This is a genomic window from Micromonospora globosa, from assembly GCF_000717585.1.
Lineage (GTDB): Bacteria > Actinomycetota > Actinomycetes > Mycobacteriales > Micromonosporaceae > Micromonospora > Micromonospora aurantiaca.
The window spans coordinates 22,302-40,071 of record NZ_JNZR01000004.1 but is presented as its reverse complement, the minus strand read 5'-3'; the positions used below and the strand labels follow the sequence as shown (position 1 = coordinate 40,071).

The following is a 17,770-nucleotide window of genomic DNA, read 5'->3' as shown; positions in this document are numbered from 1 at the left end:
CCGCCGCCGCGTTTCGCGTACCGGAATTTCTCCGCGCGCGACGGGACGGCGACCCCCGGTGTACGGCAGGATGCCTCTCCATGAGCACCCAGTCGCCCGCAGGCATCGATGAGCCCGGCGCGTCCGAGGCGGCGCCACGATCCGCAGAGACGGTGGACCACCCGTCCCGCTCGGACTGGTTCGTCCGGGGCGCCTCCGGTCTGATCGGCGGGCCGCTCGGCGACCACGCCGCCGCCCTGGACCGGCCCGCCGGCCGGGAGAGCCGGTTCTGGACCGCCGGCCGGATCGTGCTGGCGCTGGTGTGCCTGACGCTGGCCCTGCACTGGGTGCAGAAGTCGCCCTGCCAGGACGGCGCCTGGCAGAACAACGTCCAGTACACCCGGATGTGCTACACCGACGTGCTGGCGCTCTACTACGCCGAAGGGCTCAACGAGGGCAAGGTGCCCTACGCCGACCACCCGGTGGAGTACCCGGTGCTGACCGGGTACTTCATGGGCGCGCTCGGCCTGCCGGTGCACGCCCTCGGCGCCGACAACCCCGCCATCAACCAGGGTCAGTGGTTCTACAACCTGAACGCGCTGGTGCTCGGCGCGCTCGCGGTCGCCACCGTCGCCGTGATCCTCAGCCTGCGCCGACGACGACCCTGGGACGCCGCGTTGTTCGCGCTCTCCCCGGCGCTGGTGCTCACCGCCACCGTCAACTGGGATCTGCTCGCCATCGGCCTGGCCGCGTTCGGCCTGCTGGCCTGGGCGCGCGCCCGGCCCGACCGGTACGCGCTGCTGCTGCCCGGAGTAGCAGGCGTCCTCATCGGACTGGGCGGCGCGGCCAAGATGTGGCCGCTGTTCATCCTCGGCCCGATCCTGGTCCTCGCGTTGCGCGCCGGGAAACTGCTGGCCGGGCTCGTCGCCACGGCGACCGCGCTGGTGACGCTCGTGGCCGTGAACCTGCCGGTGGCGATCCCGTACCGGGAGAACTGGGAACGCTTCTTCGACCTGAACACCACGCGCCCCATCGACTGGGGCACGCTCTGGTACATCGGCCGCTACCTGGACGGCCGGATCAGCCCGTCCTCACCCGGCCAGCTCGGGCCCTTCGAGTGGCTCAACGCGAACATCCCCACCCTCAACTGGCTGTCGTACCTGCTCTTCGGCCTGGCCTGCCTCGGCGTGGCCGGGCTGGCGCTGCTGGCGCCGCGCCGCCCCCGGCTGGCCCAGCTCGCCTTCCTGGTGGTCGCCGCGTTCCTCATCTTCAGCAAGGTGTGGTCCCAGCAGTTCGTGCTCTGGCTGCTGCCGCTCGCGGTGCTCGCCCGGCCGCGCTGGGGCGCGTTCCTGGCCTGGCAGGTCGCCGAGGTCGGCTACTTCGCCGCGTTCTACGGCGAACTGCTCGGCACGGCCATGTCCCGGCCGGTCTTCCCCGAGGGCGTCTTCGTGCTGGCGTCGAGCCTGCGCCTGATCACCGTGGCGGTGCTCTGCGGATTCGTCATCCGGGACATCATGCGGCCCGAACTGGACGTCGTCCGGCACACCTACGCCGACGACCCGGACGGCGGGGTGCTCGACGGCGCGCCCGACGCGCCCTGGCATCAGCGCTGGCGGGCGCGCGCCGCCGAACGGCCCGCCGAACCCGTTCCGGTGTGACCGAGACGGTCGTGTTCCGGTCTACAGCCGGAACACGACCGCCTCGCCGACCTGCTCCCGGGTCACGCCCAGCGCGTCGACCGGCCGGTCGAGCATCCCCTCCCACGGGGTGCCCTCCAGCTCGTCGCGCAACACGACCACGTTCTTCACGCCGATCTGCCGCAGGTAGTCGACGCTCGCGTAGTCCGGGAAGCTGACTGTCGCCTCGCGGATCTGGGCCTGCGAACGCGGCGTGAAACCGCTGCCGCCGTTGACCATCGGCTGGAACCGGTCGGTGGACCACAACATCACCGGCTGATCGAGGTTCTGGCTGCTCGGCAGCACCAGCATCGGGCCGTCCACAGTCCGCATCGCCGCCGGCTGCCGCGGCACCACCGGCTGCGGCGTGGCGTTCAGCCCTTCCACGAGCACCAGCGCCAGCGGCAGCAGCGTGGCCAGGCGCAGCCACGGGCCCGGCCACGGCGGCACCCGCTCGGCGGCCAGCTCGCGTACCCGCATGCAGAACGCGGTGACCGCGCCGGCCGCGAGCAGACCCAGCAGCAGCGTGGTCCAGAGCATCATCCGGCCCGGCGTGCGCAGCCCGCTCCAGCCCGGCACGTAGTCGAACAACGGCACGTAGGTGAACCGGCCGCCGAAGAACCGGGTGCCCATCGCCAGCGCCATCGTCACCAGCACGCCGGCGAGCAGGAAGATCCGGTGCCGGACCCGCCAGACCGAGAAGAACAGACCACCGGCGGCGAGCGCGTAGAGCACGAAGCCCGGCAGCAGCGTCATCTCCGGATGCCAGGGCAGCACGGCACGGGCGCCCTCGTGCAGCCCGCCCCAGACCCGGGACTCGGCCGGCGCGGTGAAGAACCCGCTCGCCGGCGGCGAGTAGAGCCCGATGTCGCCGAGCGTCCGTTCCGCGTTCGGGTGCAGCTCGGCCACCCTGAAGTACGGCACCGCCAGCGCCGCGCCCACCGCGGCGAAGGCGAGCCCGCCGAACACGTCGGCCAGGAACAGCCGCCGCCCGAACGGACGCTTCACCCGGCGCCGTCGCACGAACCACAGCACCACCGCGACCAGAACGGTCCCGGCCAGCATGTACGCGAACGGCAGCCCGATACCGAACCCCAGGCTGAGCTGCCACGCGGCCACCAGCCACCCGGCGAACGCCCAGCCCGCGTGCCGGCGGCGCGGCCGGTAGCCGTACCGCAGCGACCAGCCGTGACCCCGCGCCAGCATGGCCAGCGCCAGCGGGATGCCGCCGTTGGAGAGGATGTGCAGGTGCCCCGCCTGGGCCAGCAGCCACGGCGCGTAGGCGAAGCTCGCCCCGGCCACCGCGCCGCCGATGCGGCCCGCGCCGAGCTGCCGGGCCAGCACGTACGCGCCGAACGCGGCGAGCGCGTGCGCCAGCACGAACATGATGTTGTAGCGCAGCACGGCGTGCTCCGGGCCGACCCCGATCAGGCCGGCCGGGGCGTACCCGAGGAGCGTGTCGGAGAACGCGAAGCTCCAGTTCTCCGGATAGAACGTGTTCGCGTGCCACAGCATCGCCGGGTCGGTCCGCAGGATGTGGCCGGACCACGCCATCTGCCACGCCTGCAGGCTCGGATCCCAGTAGTCCTGCGGCAGCGTGTGCCGCGGATAGCGCAACGTGGGCCAGGTCATCGCCGCGGCCAGCGCCAGTGCGGCGACGGCGGCGAGCGTCCACTCGTGCACCAGGAACCGGCCGACCGCGCGGACGGCCCGGCGGGCCCGGCCGAGCACCGGCTCCGGCGCGGGCCCGAACGCGGACCAGGGATCGGCGGCCTTGTCGTCGGCCGTACCCGTTGTGTTCTCGTCTCCGGCGTCGGCCTTGTCGGCGGCGGTTCCGCCGTCGCCGCCGTTCGTCCGGGCGTCGTGGGCGTCGCCCTCGGCGGCGGCCTCGTCCCGGGCCTCGGCCTTCTTCCCGGCGGTGTCGTCCGTGCCGGATCCGCCCCCGGCGGTCCCACCCTCGCCGGGCGGGGCCGTCCCGGTCGCGTCGTCCGGCCGGTCTGGTGCGGTCGGGTCGCCGTCGCCGTCCGGACGGGGCTCGGCGCCGGACCGGCGGCCGGTCGTTCCGGACTGCTCGGTCGTCACGCCGCCGCGCCCAACTGCCCGCGCAGGAACGCGATGTCGGCGGCCTGGCCCTCGACGCCGCCGGGGGTCTCCACGATCACCGGCGCGCCGGCCGCGCGGATCACCGCCACCAGCAGCTCCGGGTCGATGGTGCCGCCGGTCAGGTTGTCGTGCCGGTCCTGGCCGGAGTTGAACGCGCCCTTGGAGTTGTTCGCGTGGATCAGGTCGATCCGGCCGGTGATCGCCTTCACCCGGTCGACCAGGCCCAGCAGTTCCTCGCCGCCCGCGTACGCGTGGCAGGTGTCCAGGCAGAAGCCGACCTCGTGGTCGCCGAGCGCGTCCCAGAGCCGGGCCAGCGAGTCGAGGTGCCGGGCGCAGGCGTTGTCACCGCCGGCGGTGTTCTCGATCAGCACCGGCAGCGGGAAGCCGCCGGAGTCCGCCGCGTACGCGAAGGTCTTGCGCCAGTTGTCGAAGCCGACCGCGACGTCGTGGCCGGCGTTGACGTGGCCGCCGTGCACGATCAGCCCTCTGGCCCCGACGTCCGCCGCGGCGGACGCGTGGGCGAGCAGCAGCTTGCGGCTGGGGATGCGGATCCGGTTGTTGAGCGTGGCCACGTTGATCACGTACGGCGCGTGCACGTAGAGGTCGACGTCGGCGGAACGCAGGCGCTCGGCGTCCTCGCGCGGCTTCGGGGCCTTCCAGCCCTGCGGGTCGGCCAGGAAGAACTGGACCGCCTCGGCCTGCCGGGCGGCCGCCTCGGCCAGCGGGTCGGTCGGGTCGACGTGGGCTCCGATTCGCATGCAGGGCAGCCTACGTCGCGCCTGCGACGGTCGGCGCGCTCGCGGGAGGCGCCCGGCGGGTCGGCCGCGTCACCACCCGGCCCGGCGGTCGTTGTCCGAGGTGGGATCGATGGTCGACGCTCCGCCCGCACGTGGTCCACAGCACGGACGGGCGAGGGTGGACCCCCGGAAACGGGACGCCCCGCCGTGCGGCCCGGCACTGCGGGGCGGGATCCGCTCGTCATCCCGGTACGGGAGGCCAGCAGTAGGACCAATTCCTCCATTTACCCCAAGTGGTGACGAGAGCCATTGTATGGTCAGACCAGGTGACAACACGATAAAGCTCCGCGGGGCGTCTTCGATCCAACCTCATCGGTGTGGTCGTTCCTCCCCAGGTCCCACCCAAGGAATGCGGACGGGACGCCCCGCGGTCCCGTGGACAGGGGTCCACCTGCCGGCTCGCCGGAGGTGGGCCCCTGTCGCCGCACCCGGCACACCGGGACCACCGGCCCGGCCATGATCGTCCGGACCGGCTATCCTGGTCCGGTTGTCCGTGTGTCCGGCCGGGTTCCCCCGGCACCGGCGCGGGCAACGACGCACGACCTCCTGCCACGGAAGGACCGTGGCCGCTTAGCCCACAGGAGGTGAGCACGTCTTGCGTCATTACGAAGTCATGGTGATCCTCGACCCCAGCCTCGAGGAGCGCACCGTCGCCCCGTCGCTCGACACGTACCTGAACGTGATCCGGACCGCGGGTGGCTCGGTGGAGAAGACCGACGTGTGGGGCCGCCGGCGCCTCGCGTACGAGATCAACAAGAAGGCCGAGGGCATCTACGCCGTCATCGACCTCCAGGCGACGCCGGAGGCCGTTGGCGAGCTGGACCGTCAGCTCCGACTCAACGAGTCGGTGCTGCGCACCAAGGTCATCCGCCCGGAGATGCGCTGAGCATCTAGACCCGGCACGTCCGGATCACAAGCCTCATCCACGCTGTCGTACGGCTCTGAGAGCCTGACGGCACAAAGATGAGTGCGCGAGGAGATGGTCATGGCAGGAGACACCACCATCACGGTCATCGGCAACCTGACCGATGACCCCGAGTTGCGATTCACCCCCTCCGGCGCGGCGGTCGCCAAGTTCCGGGTCGCTTCGACGCCCCGCTTCATGGACAAGGCCTCCGGCGAGTGGAAGGACGGCGAGCCGCTGTTCCTCTCGTGCACGGTCTGGCGCCAGGCCGCCGAGAACGTCGCCGAGTCGCTGCAGCGCGGCGCTCGCGTGATCGTGTCCGGCCGACTGCGCCAGCGGTCGTACGAGACCCGCGAGGGTGAGAAGCGCACCGTCATCGAGCTGGAGGTCGACGAGATCGGCCCGTCGCTGCGCTACGCCACGGCGAAGGTGCAGAAGATGTCCCGCTCCGGTGGCGGTGGCGGCGGCTTCGGTGGTGGTGGCGGCCAGGGCGGCGGCGGAGGCAACTTCGACGACCCCTGGGCCTCTGCTGCCCCCGCCCCCTCCCGCGGTGGTTCGGGCGGCAACTTCGACGAGGAGCCTCCGTTCTGATGGCGCCGAGCGCCCGCGATCGCAAACCAGGAGCACGAGCAATGGCTAAGGCTGCGGCCCTTCGCAAGCCGAAGAAGAAGGTGAACCCGCTCGACAAGGACGGGATCACCTACATCGATTACAAGGACACCGCGCTGCTGCGCAAGTTCATCTCCGACCGCGGCAAGATCCGCGCTCGACGGGTGACCGGCGTGACCTCGCAGCAGCAGCGGCAGATCGCCCGTGCGGTCAAGAACGCCCGCGAGATGGCGCTCCTGCCGTACACGGCCACGACCCGCTGAGAGGAGGCACGGACATGAAGATCATCCTCACTCAGGAGGTGTCCGGCCTCGGCTCTCCGGGCGACATCGTCGAGGTCAAGGACGGCTTCGGCCGTAACTACCTGCTGCCGCAGGGCTTCGCGATCGCCTGGACCAAGGGCGCGGAGAAGCAGGTCACGGTCATCAAGCGGGCCCGCTCGGCCCGCGAGATCCGCGACCTGGGCCACGCCACCGAGGTCAAGACCCAGATCGAGGGTCTGAAGGTCAACCTGAAGGCCCGCGCCGGCGACGGCGGGCGGCTCTTCGGCTCGGTCACCCCGGCCGAGATCGTCGACGCCGTCAAGGCCGCCGGCGGCCCGACCCTGGACCGCCGCCGGCTGGAGCTGCCCGGCCACATCAAGGCGCTCGGCTCCTACCCGGTCAGCATCCGGCTGCACCCCGAGGTGACCGCCAAGTTCGACCTGAACGTGGTCAAGGGCTGACACCCGAAGCACGACGCGAAAGGCCCGCACCGGTCGCCGGTGCGGGCCTTTCCGCATCCCCGCCGCTCAGCCGAGCGGATTGCCGGTCACCGCGCTGATCACCACGGTGGACAGCCCACCACCCACCACCGCGGCCGCCAGCGCCACTGTCGCCGACCGCCACGTCGTCCCGACCTGCCGCAGCAGCACCGCCACCACCAGACTGCTCACCATCGCCAGCCCGAACCGCGGCGCCGCCGACACCAACGACTCCAGCGCGTGCGCACGCGGCGAGTCACAACCACCGCCGGTGATGTCCGTGACGCACCCCGCCGGAGGCTGCCCGCTCAGGAACAGCAGGCCGACCACGAGCAGCACCGCCGGAACCAGATAGCAGGCCGCCGTGTAGACCAGCGGCCGCAACGGACCACCCGGATCCGGGTCCAGCAGGTCGTCCTCCAGCCGGCGACCCCACGAACCGCCGCCGATCGTCTCCACCCGCCGCCGCAACGTCGACGCCGCCGGCTCCACCGGGCGACGACGAGGCGCGGTACGCGGCCGCGGCGCCGAGTACGCCACCGCGGGCGAACGCGGAGCAGTCGACGGTGTCTCCATCCACCGGGGGTCGTCACCGGAGAGCCGGGTACCCGACCAGAACGCCTCGGCCCGCGCCGGCGACGCCCAGCCCTCCCGCACCGGCGGCGCCGAACGGTCCCACGGATCGGCCTCCGCGTACCGGTCGTCGGTGTCCCGCACCGGCTCCAGGAAACCGGTGTCGGTGAACCGGTCCCACTCACCCGTGTGCTCCGTACGGTCCCACCGGCTCTCCGCCCGCTCCCAGCGGCTCGCGGGCACAGGCCGGTCCCAGGCGTGCACGCCCGACGCGTCCCACGGATCGACGGCGGGCGGCTCCACCGGCTCACGCTCGGCGCTCCGGCGGCGCTGCCACGGATCCGCCGCCGGCCGCGACCGCGCCGACTCCGATGGCGTCGCCCGCGACCAGGCCGGCTCCGACTCGGACGCCGTCGCCCGTCCCCAGGCCGGCTCCGACTCCGCTGCCGACGACGCCGGCGGGCCCGCGTCCGACGCCGCCGCCGGCCACGAGGCATCCGTCCCCGAGCGGGACCACGCGCCGTCCGAGGCCGCCGACCGCGACCATGCGGAGTCCGACCCCGCCGGCGGCGGCCAGGAGGAACCCGACGCCGACCGGCGACGCCGACCCGCCGGCCGTTCACCGTCCGATCCGGCCGGCCCCTCGCTCGTACCCGCCGACTCCGGCAGCCCGGACCAGGTCACCTGCGGCCGGCGCGTCGCCGCCCGGCGCGGGCGACTCCGGGGTGCCGCCCCCGACACCGGCTCGTCGTCCTCGTCCGCCCGCCGGTTGCCCACGTACCCCCGCTCCTGCGGGGCGTCCATCGTCCACTCGGCGGTGTGGTCCGACAACGGACCCGCACCGATCGCGCGCAGATCCCGCCGGCCGGCACCTGAGGCCGGCGCCTCCACCTCGTCGTCGTCGGGCGCGGCATGCCGCCCGCCGCCGTCCGCGCGACTCACCCCGGACTCCAGCGCCCAACGGGGAAGGTACGTCTCCACCGGCTCGTCCTGGCCGCGCTCGATCGCCCGCCGCCGGCTCGCCGTGCGGTAGCCCTCCGGCGCGTACGAGTCGACCCGGCGCGGCCCGGCGGGCTCGTACGAGTCGACCCGGCGCGGCCCGGCGGGCTCGTCCCAGGAACCGCTCGGCCGTCGCTCGCGCGGGCTGTCCTCCCCGCTTCCCCAGTCCCGGTGTCTCACGGCCGGAGCGTGACCTCTCTCAACCCGAAAGTAAACCCGCTGTCCCAGGTGTCGCCGTTTCGCAGCGATAGTACGGGACGAACGACGACAAAGCTCGGCCGGAAATCTTCCGTCCACAGGGTGGGGATAGTAAAAGCCCAGGTCAGAGGCGATAAGCCCGGAATTCCCCATCACTTTTCCACACCCCTGTGCACACCCTGCGCACATGCCTGTCCCCAGGCGTCCACAGGTTGTCCCGAGGCTCATCCACCGGCCTTGTTGAGCGGTTGACCTCGGGTTCCGTATCGTGGTCCACCGACCGCCGGGCGATGACCCCCGATCGACCGGAGGGTCGGCGGAGAGTTGTCATACCCCGGCGATACAGCTGGACTCGATCCGACGCAGCGAGGGGGGGAACCCGTGTCGGTCACCGACGAGACGCGTGCGGAACGGACCGGGGGATCATCGCCCGAGCCGCCGCCGCGCGAATCTGCGTTCGAGAAGACACCACCCCAGGACGTCGCCGCCGAGCAGTGCGTACTCGGCGGCATGCTGCTGTCCAAGGACGCCATCGCGGACGTCGTGGAGATCCTGAAGACAAACGACTTCTACCGCCCGGTCCACGCCACCATCTTCGACGCGATCCTGGACATCTACGGTCGCGGCGAACCCGCCGACCCGATCACCGTGGCGGCCGCGCTCGCCGACTCCGGTGACCTCGCCCGGATCGGCGGCGCCCCCTACCTGCACACGCTGATCGCCAGCGTGCCCACCGCCGCGAACGCCGCGTACTACGCCCGAATCGTCGGCGAACGGGCGGTGCTGCGCCGGCTGGTCGAGGCCGGCACCCGGATCGTGCAGCTCGGCTACGGCACCGGCCCGAGCGGCAGCCGCGACGTCGACGACATCGTCGACCTCGCCCAGCAGGCCGTCTACGAGATCACCGAGAAGCGCGTCAGCGAGGACTTCGCCGTCCTGGCCGACATGCTCCAGCCGACGCTGGACGAGATCGAGGCGGTCGGCGCCCAGGGCGGGGTGATGACCGGTGTGCCGACCGGGTTCACCGACCTCGACCGCCTGCTGAACGGCCTGCACGCCGGCCAGCTCATCATCGTGGCCGGCCGGCCTGGTCTCGGTAAGGCGCTCGCACTCGACACCCCGGTGCCCACCCCACAGGGCTGGACCACCATGGGTGAGGTGCGCGTCGGCGAGCAGCTCCTCGCCGCGGACGGCATCCCGACGACGATCACCAACGTCTTCGACGTGATGTACGACCGCCCCTGCTACGAGGTCGAGTTCTCCGACGGAAGCGTCATCGTGGCGGACGCCGAGCACCTGTGGAAGACCACCACCCGGGCCAGCCGACGCCAGCCGGAGGCACGTCGGCGGCACCACTGGGCCGAGCCGGCGTTGGCGAAGGTACGGGCGGCCGAGATGGCTGCATCCGCCGAACCGCACCGCCTGGTCACTCTCGCCGAAACCCTGGAACAGGTCGGCCCGGAATTCCGCAACGTGCTTCACACGGTGGCGCAGACAGTGGGTTCCAACGGCCGGGTCGCCCGCCCGGTGACCTGGGCCGGCAAGACACGCAACCGGACGGCTCCTGGCTACCCGGTGGGCGCGTTGATTTCCGGCCTCCGTGCACGCGCGGAACGACCGGTGAACGCCGGCAGCCGTGCCGAGCATGACGGGATCGTCACGACGGCGCAGATCGCGGCCACGCTACGTACCGAGACGGCCGACCGCCGTCTCAACCACGCCGTGCGGAACTGCGCGCCGCTCCGACTTCCGGAACGCGACCTGACCGTCCCGCCGTACACCCTCGGGGTGTGGCTCGGCGACGGGCACACCGGGGCCAGCCGCTTCACCACCGCGGACGCGGAGATGCTCGACCTCGTGGCCCAGGACGGCTTCCTGGTGCGCCCGAGTGGGCCCATGGTCTACAGCGTGCATCTGCCCACGCCGGCCAGGACGGCGGACCGCACCTGCGTCGACTGCGGCGGCTCCACCCGTGCCCTGCGGGAGAACCCCGCAACCCGCCGCTGCGCCGAGTGCCACGAGCGGAACGGCTCCTTCCTGGCCCTGCTCCGCCGGGTCGGGGTGGCCTACGACAAGCACATTCCGGACGACTATCTACGCGCCTCCGAAACCCAGCGCCGGGCGTTGCTCGCCGGTCTCATGGACACCGACGGCACGGTGGCGCCGACCGGGAACCTGCAGTACACGTCCACCTCGCGGCGCTTGATCGACGGCGTACGGGAACTCGTCGTCAGCCTGGGCTATCGGTGCACCATGACCGAGCGCAAGGTGCGCGGCCGTACCGAGGAATCGTCGATCGCGTACACGCTGAACTTCTCCACCCCGGACACGGTCTTCCGGCTGGACCGGAAGCGGACCGCCCATGCGGCCCGGCGCCGGACGTCCTCGGACGTCCGCTCCCACTCGCGGTTCATCGTGGACGTCCGTCCGGTGCCGAGCGTTCCGGTGCGCTGTGTGACTGTCGACAATCCCGACCATCTGTATCTGGCGGGCCGCTCGATGATCCCGACGCACAACAGCACGGCGAGTATGGACTTCGCCCGAAATGCCGCGATTCGCGCCAACCAGGCGTCGGCGATCTTCTCGCTGGAAATGAGCAAGGTCGAGATCGTCATGCGACTCCTCTCGGCCGAGGCGCGCGTGCCGCTGCACGTCCTGCGCAGTGGCCAGCTCTCCGATGACGACTGGACCAAGCTGGCCCGCTGCATGGGTGAGATCAGCGAGGCGCCGCTCTTCGTCGACGACACGCCGAGCATGAACCTCATGGAGATCCGGGCGAAGGCGCGGCGGCTCAAGCAGAAGCACGACCTGAAGCTGATCGTCGTCGACTATCTCCAGCTGATGACCTCGCCGAAGCGCACCGAGAGCCGGCAGCAGGAGGTCGCGGACCTGTCCCGTGGCCTGAAGCTGCTGGCCAAGGAGGTCGAATGCCCGGTGATCGCGGTGAGTCAGCTGAACCGTGGCCCCGAGCAGCGCACCGACAAGCGACCACAATTGTCCGACTTGCGAGAATCAGGCTCAATTGAGCAGGATGCGGACGTTGTCATTCTTCTGCACCGCGACGATTACTACGACAAGGAGTCGCCGCGAGCGGGCGAAGCAGACTTTATTGTTGCAAAGCACAGAAATGGTCCTACCGACACGGTCACCGTAGCGGCCCAGCTGCACCTGTCGCGCTTCGTCGACATGGCCATCGTCTGAGCGACGTCAGCCGAGCAGCGGGAACCAGCCGGCGGCCTCGCCCAGTTCCAGCCGGTCCCGGTCGGTGAGCGGCACCCGCCCGGCGGCCTTCAACAGGTAGTCGTGGTCGTCCCAGCCGGCCGGCCGTACCGCGTCGTCGCTGAGCAGGCCGTCCATCGTGGTCACCGCGACCCGCGTCGGGTCCGCCGCCGGCCGCGGCGCGTCCGGCAGGTCCACCACCAGGTCCAGGTGATGGATGACCGCCTCGGTGGTCAGTGTGGCGAGCAGATGGGGTACGCGCAGCACGTGCCCCTGTGTCGTCACGTACCCGTCGGGGTCGGCCGCGGTGGCCGCGCGGACGGCGGCGGGCGCGGTGTCGGTCCAGAGCCGGACCACGCCTGTGGGCCGGTCGAAGGCGGCGGCGGAGCGGCGTGCCCACCAGGCGTGCCCGGCGCTCGCGTCGTCGTCGCCGGGGGTGAACGCGCGCCAGTAGCTGACGTCGTCCACGTCGGCCGGTCCGGGTGCGGGGCTGGCCAGGGCGACGAGTGCGCGCTGGGCGTCGCAGAGCACGTGGAACAGCAGGTCGGCGACGACCCAGCCGCGGCACCGGGTGGGCCGCTGCAGGCCGGCGTCGTCGAGCGGGGTGACCACGGCGGTGATGCCGTCGTACGCCTGGGCCAGCGCCTCGTGCTGCCGGATCGGGCTCATGTCGAGCAGCCTGCCACGGTGCGGCAGGCGCGGCACGCCGACGAGCGCGCCGGGTCGATGCGGTGCACCGGCCCGGCGTGCGCGTTGCCGGCGGTCAGTCGAACAGTTCGCCGAGGAAGCCGTGCTTCTTCTTGCGCCGGTAGTGGCCGTGGTAGCCGTGGTGCTGCTGACCGTGGCCGTACGCGGGCTGCGCGTAGCCGTGGCCGGGCGGCGGCGGAGGGGGCGGGGGGACGGCGCCGTAGCCGGGCTGGTGCGGCGCGGCGGCGGGCGGGGGCGGCGGAGGTGGCGGGTAGCCGGCACCGGACGGCGCGGCCTGCTGCGGGGCGCCGCCGTGCTGCCGGTTCCAGTTGGCCTCGGCATCGAACAGCTTTTCCAGCTCGCCGCGGTCGAGGAAGATGCCCCGGCATTCGCCGCACTGGTCGATGACTACTCCGCTGCGCTCGTACTGGCGCATTTCTCCGCGGCACTTGGGACAGGTCATCTGCATGACAACGACGGTACCGGGTGTTTTCACGCAGTGGCGGTCAGCGCCTGCGTGACCTCGTCGTCGGAGACCTCGTGGAAGTCCTCGTAGTACGCCCCTACGGCGGCGAAGTCGGGCGGGAGTTGGCAGCTCACGACCGTGTCGGCGTCGGCGGCGAGCATGTCGTACGCCTGCTCGGATCCGACCGGGACGGCGACCAGGACGCGGACGGCGCCGAGGTGGCGGGCGACCTGGACGGCGGCGCGGGCGGTGGCGCCGGTGGCGAGTCCGTCGTCCACGATGACGGCGGTGCGCCCGGTGAGGTCGAGCGGTGGGCGGCCGCCGCGGTAGCGCTGTTCGCGGCGTTCCAGTTCGGCCTGTTCGCGGCGGCGGACCTGGGCCCTGTCGTTCTCGCTGATCCGGCCGGCGACCATCTCGTTGAGGACCTGCACGCCGCCGGGGCCGAGCGCGCCGTACGCGACCTCGGGTGCCCAGGGGCACGCCGAGCTTGCGGACGACGAGGACGTCCAGTGGTGCGCCGAGCCGGTCGGCGACCACCCGGGCGACGGGTACACCGCCGCGTACCAGGCCGAGCACGATGACGTCGGGCCGGCCGGCGAGGTCGGTGAGTCGTTCGGCGAGTTCGCGTCCCGCCTCGGCCCGGTCGCGGTAGGTGGTCATCCCTCAGGTGTACGCCTTCCGGCCGGATCGCGCGGGGCGGTTGCCGGGAATGCCGCCCTGTCGTCCGGTCGGGTGAGCGCCAGCGCGGGGGCGAGGACGAGCAGGGCTGCCGGGTAGAGCAGGTACCCGAAGCGGGTGGAGGGCATCAGCAGGATCGCGGCGAGCAGTCCGTACCCGCAGATGATGGCCGTGGCGGCGGCGGTGCGGGGCGGACGGCGCAGCAGCCGGACGGCGATGGCTCCTCCGGCGGCGACGAGCAGCGCGGCGGCGACGGCGCGGCCGGCCGGGAGTGTCTCGGCGATGAGGTGCCCGGGGAACGGCGACTGGGCGGGGCTGGTGACGAGGCCGTGGCCGAGCGGGAAGCGCAGCACGTTCTCGACGAGGGCGTCGCGGTCGACGAGGAGTACCGGGACCAGGGCGAGGACGGGTAGGCCGATGGCGCCGAGGGCGGTGCGGGTCGCGGACCGGCGGGTGGCGGCCCAGCAGATCAGCACGACGGCGACCGGCCAGGCGAAGAGCTTCAGGGCACCGGCGGCGCCGACCGCGAGGCCGGCCCGGCCGGGTCGGCCGGCGGCGGCGAGCGCGAGGGCGAGCAGGCAGAGCGCGAGTACGGGGAGGTCGTCGCCGCCGGTGGCGAGGGTGAGCGCGCAGACGGGCAGGACTGTGGCGGCCTGGACGGCGCGCAGGACGGCGGCGTCGCGGCGGGGTGCGCCCGGGCTGCCGCTTGCGCGCAGCGTGGCGACGAGGGCGACGAGGGTGAGTGCGGTGACCACGGCGAACCAGACGCGGGAGTCGGTCCACCAGGCGTCGACGGCGGCACGGGGCAGCCCGAACAGCGCCATACCGGGCTGGTAGGGGGTGTAGCCGAGGAGTTGCTCGCCGGGGGGCAGGGCGGCGATGGCGTCGGGTCCGAGGTAGGGGGTGCCGTGCTCGGCGAGGCGGGCTCCGGCGTGTTCGACGACGATCACCTCCTCCTGGGCGCGGTCGGTGCGTCCGCCGGCGCGTTCGACGCTCTGCGTGACGATCGGCAGCAGCGCGGTGGCGGCCCAGGTGAGACCGGCGACGGTCCAGCGTGCGGGCAGGCCGGCCAGGGGGGTGCCGGGGTGGCGGCGGCGGGCGAGCAGCTGGGTGGTCGCGGCGAGCGCGGCGAGCGCGTACCCGATGGTGGCGACGGCGCCCCAGGCGCGGTGCGGCGGGAGGGTGGAGGTGGCGGCGGTGATCGCGGCGAAGACGGTGGCGGCGGCGTAGAGGCCCAGGTCGAGGGCGAGGCCGCCGGCGGCGGTGTCGAGTGCCGACCAGCGGCGGGAGACGGGGGTTGCCGGGTCGGCTTGGGCGGTCACGCGGGCCAGTGTGGCAGACCGGCGGGGTGGCCCGGCCGGGTCAGGGTTGCCGGGCGTCGGTGGCGGCGGGGGGTGACGGGCGGGTGCGGCCGGTGCGGCGGCCGGGGAGGCGGATGACGGCGCCGGCGTCGTGCAGCGCGGGTGCGAGCGCGCCGGTCCGGCCGCCGTGGCCGCGCTGGAGGGCGGCGAGGAGCGCGGCTGCGGGCAGTGGCCGGGCGAACAGGTGGCCCTGCCCGGCGGCGCAGCCGAGTTCCCAGAGCGCGCGGCGTTGCGGTTCGCTCTCCACGCCCTCGGCGACCACGGTGAGGTCGAGGCTGCGGCCGAGGTCGAGGGTGGAGCGGATCACGGCGGCGGCTTCGGGCGCGGTCTCCATGGCGCCGACGAAACTGCGGTCGATCTTCAATTCGTGTACGGGGATGCGGGAGAGCAGGGAGAGCGACGAGTATCCGGTGCCGAAGTCGTCTAGTGCGAGCCGGACGCCGGAGTCCCGCAGCCGGCTGAGGACGCGGTCGACGACGTCGAGCTGGCTGAGCGTGAGCGTCTCGGTCAGTTCCAGCACGAGCCGGTCCGGCGGGAGGTCGTGGGCGCGTAGCCGGGCCAGCACGGCGCCGGGGAAGCGGGCGTCGAGCAGGCTGCGCGGGGACACGTTCACCGAGACGGGCAGGTCGAAGCCGGCGTCGCGCCAGGAGCCGGCGGCGATGAGGGCCTGGTCGAGGATCGCCTCGGCGAACGCGGGGAGCAGCCCGGAGCGTTCCACCGCTTCGAGGAAGCGCAGCGGGTCGATGAGCCCGTGGGTGGGGTGGTGCCAGCGGGCGAGTGCCTCCGCGCCGATCACCTCGCCGCTGCCCAGGTCGACGATGGGCTGGAAGTTGACGGTGAACTCGTGGTCGGCGACGGCGCGGGGCAGTTCGCCGCCGAGGGTGAGCCGGCTCAGGTCGGCGGTGTCGCGGGCCGGCGCGTAGGTGGCGACCCGTTGGCCGGCGCGTTTGGCCTGGTACATGGCCACGTCGGCGCGGCGCAGCAGTTCGGCCATGCCGCCGGTGGCGGGGGCGACGGCGATGCCGCCGCTGGCCTCCACGCTGATCCGCATGCCGTCGAGGTCGAGCGGGTCGTGCAGCGCCGCGAGCAGGGCCTCGGCGCGGTGGGCGGCGACGGCCGGTGCGGGCAGGCCGCGCAGGAGTACGGCGAACTCGTCGCCGCCGAGCCGGGCGACCAGGTCGTCGGGGCGGGCCGCGCCGCGGAGTCGTTCGGCGACCTGGATCAGCACCTGGTCGCCGGCGCCGTGCCCGAGGGTGTCGTTGACTTCCTTGAAGTGGTTGAGGTCGATCAGCACCAGGGCGGTGACGCCGTCGGCGTGCCGGCTGGTGAGCTGGGCGCTGCCCTCGTCGAGCAGGTGCCGCCGGTTGGACAGGCCGGTGAGGGCGTCGTGGGTGGCGGCGTAGGCGTGGTCCTCGGCGATGCGGGCGAGTTCGGCGTACGCCTGGGCGTTGCGGACCGCGGTGCAGAGGGCGGAGGCGAAGGTACGCAGGGTGTACTGCTCGCGTTCGGAGAGTTCGACCGGGCCGGCGAACCGCAGCCGCAGCACGCCTACGTCGTCGGTGCGGTCGTGGCCCTCCAGCGGGACCGGCATGACCTGACCGTCGACGGCGCTGGGCCGGGGGGCTGTTCCGTCGTACGCGATGTCCGTGCCGTTGCCCCGGACGGTGCGTTCGCCGTCGCGCAGCTCGATCTCGACCTCGTCGGCGGAGAAGAGTTCGCTGGCCTCGGTGACCGCTGTGGTGAGCACCTGGTCGAGGTCGACCACGTTGAGGGCGTCGGTGGCGCGGGCCAGGCGCTGCCATGCCTGCTGCTCGGTGCGGGTGCGGATGCGGCTGGAGTAGGCCAGGTGCAGGCTGAGCACCAGCGCCGGTACGGCGAGCAGCAGGCGGGGGTCGACCCGCAGGATGAGCACGGTGCTGGCGGCCACCAGGAAACGCAGGCCGAAACCGGCGATCCGCAGGTCGAGGTCGTCGCGGAACTGCTGGAGGATCGGTGTGCGGGAGGCGAGCGCGATGACCGGGATCGCGAGGACGTCATCGAGGACCGCAGCCACCAGGTAGACGAACCCCAGCAGGACGACGATGCCGAGTGGCTCCCGAGGCGGCCAGGCGCTTCCCAGCAGCAGGGTGGCGACAGTGGCTCCGCCGGCCACCAGTGTGTGCTTCGCGATGGCGAATGCCACCTTGATGGGGGCCAGGCGGGTGACTGATCCGCACGCCACGCCGATCCCGGTGGCCAGGACGACCCACGAGGGCGGAGCGACGGCGAGGCCGATGACGATCGCGGTCTCGACCCAGGCGAAGTAAAAGGTGGTGGAGCGGATCCGCAGACGGGTCTTGATGACGGTGGCCAGGGTCACCGTCACGACGAGAGCTGTGACGGTGACGAAGTCACGTACGGAGTCAGGGTGTTGTGTACGGGCGGAGTAGATCGCGGTGAGGGCGACGATCGTCGCCCCCGCGACCAACGTGTAGACGATCCCGCGCAGGTGTGGGTCGACAGCCGTTCGGCTTTCCGTGGTTCGGCTCAACCCGAGTCACCCGCCGCTCACCGTCGGTATGCGATGAGCGGCAGCCTACCGCTTCACCCGGGTCCGGGAAACTCATCCCCATTCGGTGCTGCGCATTGTGCTGCCCTCCTCGGATATCGCTTCGGGGCGGAATGGTCACGGACTGAAGTCGTTACTTCGATCCGCTGCCGCTCATTGCCGCCGGCGCCCTGTGCCTTCTTTGCGCGTATCCGCGCCTTGCTGACTGAAGGCAGATTAGGGGATATTCGA

Annotated in this window: 13 protein-coding genes and 1 pseudogene; 6 read left to right on the top strand and 8 right to left on the bottom strand. The window is 72.3% G+C overall.

Annotation, left to right across the window (positions count from 1 at the left end; genetic code table 11):
• Window positions 1-80: 80 nt before the first annotated feature.
• The gene (locus IF06_RS0106205; RefSeq protein ID WP_013289360.1) at window positions 81-1,637 is read left to right on the top strand and encodes a glycosyltransferase family 87 protein; all 1,557 of its coding nucleotides are present in this window, start codon (window positions 81-83) and stop codon (window positions 1,635-1,637) included.
• A 21-nt stretch (window positions 1,638-1,658) separates the two neighbouring features.
• Here the strand turns inward: IF06_RS0106205 and IF06_RS0106200 are convergent, their stop codons facing one another.
• Entirely contained in the window at window positions 1,659-3,737 is a 2,079-nt protein-coding gene (locus IF06_RS0106200) for a hypothetical protein (protein WP_030269529.1), read from the bottom strand.
• On the bottom strand, window positions 3,734-4,516 hold the full coding sequence (locus IF06_RS0106195) for a deoxyribonuclease IV (RefSeq protein WP_013289358.1): 783 nt from the start codon (window positions 4,514-4,516) through the stop codon (window positions 3,734-3,736). The genes IF06_RS0106200 and IF06_RS0106195 overlap by 4 nt, the downstream gene beginning before the upstream one ends.
• A gap of 634 nt (window positions 4,517-5,150) precedes the next feature.
• Between IF06_RS0106195 and rpsF the strand changes: the two genes are divergently transcribed.
• The 4 genes from rpsF to rplI all read left to right on the top strand — a co-directional run bounded on the left by rpsF (window position 5,151) and on the right by rplI (window position 6,792).
• Window positions 5,151-5,441: a 30S ribosomal protein S6 gene (gene rpsF / locus IF06_RS0106190; protein ID WP_013289357.1), complete on the top strand. Its 291-nt coding sequence runs from the start codon at window positions 5,151-5,153 to the stop codon at window positions 5,439-5,441.
• Window positions 5,442-5,522: 81 nt separating this feature from the next.
• Window positions 5,523-6,050, top strand: a complete 528-nt coding sequence (locus IF06_RS0106185; protein ID WP_018788497.1) for a single-stranded DNA-binding protein — start codon at window positions 5,523-5,525, stop codon at window positions 6,048-6,050.
• Window positions 6,051-6,091: 41 nt separating this feature from the next.
• On the top strand, window positions 6,092-6,331 hold the full coding sequence (gene rpsR, locus IF06_RS0106180; protein WP_013289355.1) for a 30S ribosomal protein S18: 240 nt from the start codon (window positions 6,092-6,094) through the stop codon (window positions 6,329-6,331).
• Between the two features lie 14 nt (window positions 6,332-6,345).
• The gene (rplI, locus tag IF06_RS0106175; RefSeq protein ID WP_013289354.1) at window positions 6,346-6,792 is read left to right on the top strand and encodes a 50S ribosomal protein L9; all 447 of its coding nucleotides are present in this window, start codon (window positions 6,346-6,348) and stop codon (window positions 6,790-6,792) included.
• 66 nt (window positions 6,793-6,858) lie between these two features.
• On the opposite strand, the gene IF06_RS0106170 is transcribed toward rplI, so the two are convergent.
• Window positions 6,859-8,562, bottom strand: coding sequence for a hypothetical protein (locus tag IF06_RS0106170; protein ID WP_030269526.1), 1,704 nt, complete (start codon window positions 8,560-8,562; stop codon window positions 6,859-6,861).
• Window positions 8,563-8,961: 399 nt separating this feature from the next.
• Between IF06_RS0106170 and dnaB the strand changes: the two genes are divergently transcribed.
• A complete protein-coding gene (gene dnaB, locus IF06_RS0106165) occupies window positions 8,962-11,781 on the top strand; it encodes a replicative DNA helicase (protein WP_030269524.1) in 2,820 nt (939 codons plus the stop codon).
• Window positions 11,782-11,787: 6 nt separating this feature from the next.
• Here dnaB and IF06_RS0106160 read toward each other — a convergent pair whose 3' ends face one another.
• From IF06_RS0106160 to IF06_RS0106140, 5 genes and pseudogenes are all read right to left on the bottom strand, one after another.
• Complete coding sequence (locus tag IF06_RS0106160) at window positions 11,788-12,468, bottom strand: maleylpyruvate isomerase N-terminal domain-containing protein (protein WP_030269523.1); 681 nt, start codon at window positions 12,466-12,468, stop codon at window positions 11,788-11,790.
• A gap of 94 nt (window positions 12,469-12,562) precedes the next feature.
• Window positions 12,563-12,955 (bottom strand): zf-TFIIB domain-containing protein, encoded by a 393-nt coding sequence (locus IF06_RS0106155; protein WP_013477518.1) that lies wholly within the window; start codon window positions 12,953-12,955, stop codon window positions 12,563-12,565.
• Between the two features lie 23 nt (window positions 12,956-12,978).
• Window positions 12,979-13,612: pseudogene (locus IF06_RS32000) on the bottom strand (phosphoribosyltransferase).
• On the bottom strand, window positions 13,609-14,952 hold the full coding sequence (locus IF06_RS0106145) for a glycosyltransferase 87 family protein (protein ID WP_030269522.1): 1,344 nt from the start codon (window positions 14,950-14,952) through the stop codon (window positions 13,609-13,611). The pseudogene IF06_RS32000 and the gene IF06_RS0106145 overlap by 4 nt, the downstream one beginning before the upstream one ends.
• 40 nt (window positions 14,953-14,992) lie before the next feature.
• Window positions 14,993-17,521: a putative bifunctional diguanylate cyclase/phosphodiesterase gene (locus IF06_RS0106140; protein WP_396852466.1), complete on the bottom strand. Its 2,529-nt coding sequence runs from the start codon at window positions 17,519-17,521 to the stop codon at window positions 14,993-14,995.
• Window positions 17,522-17,770: the final 249 nt, after the last annotated feature.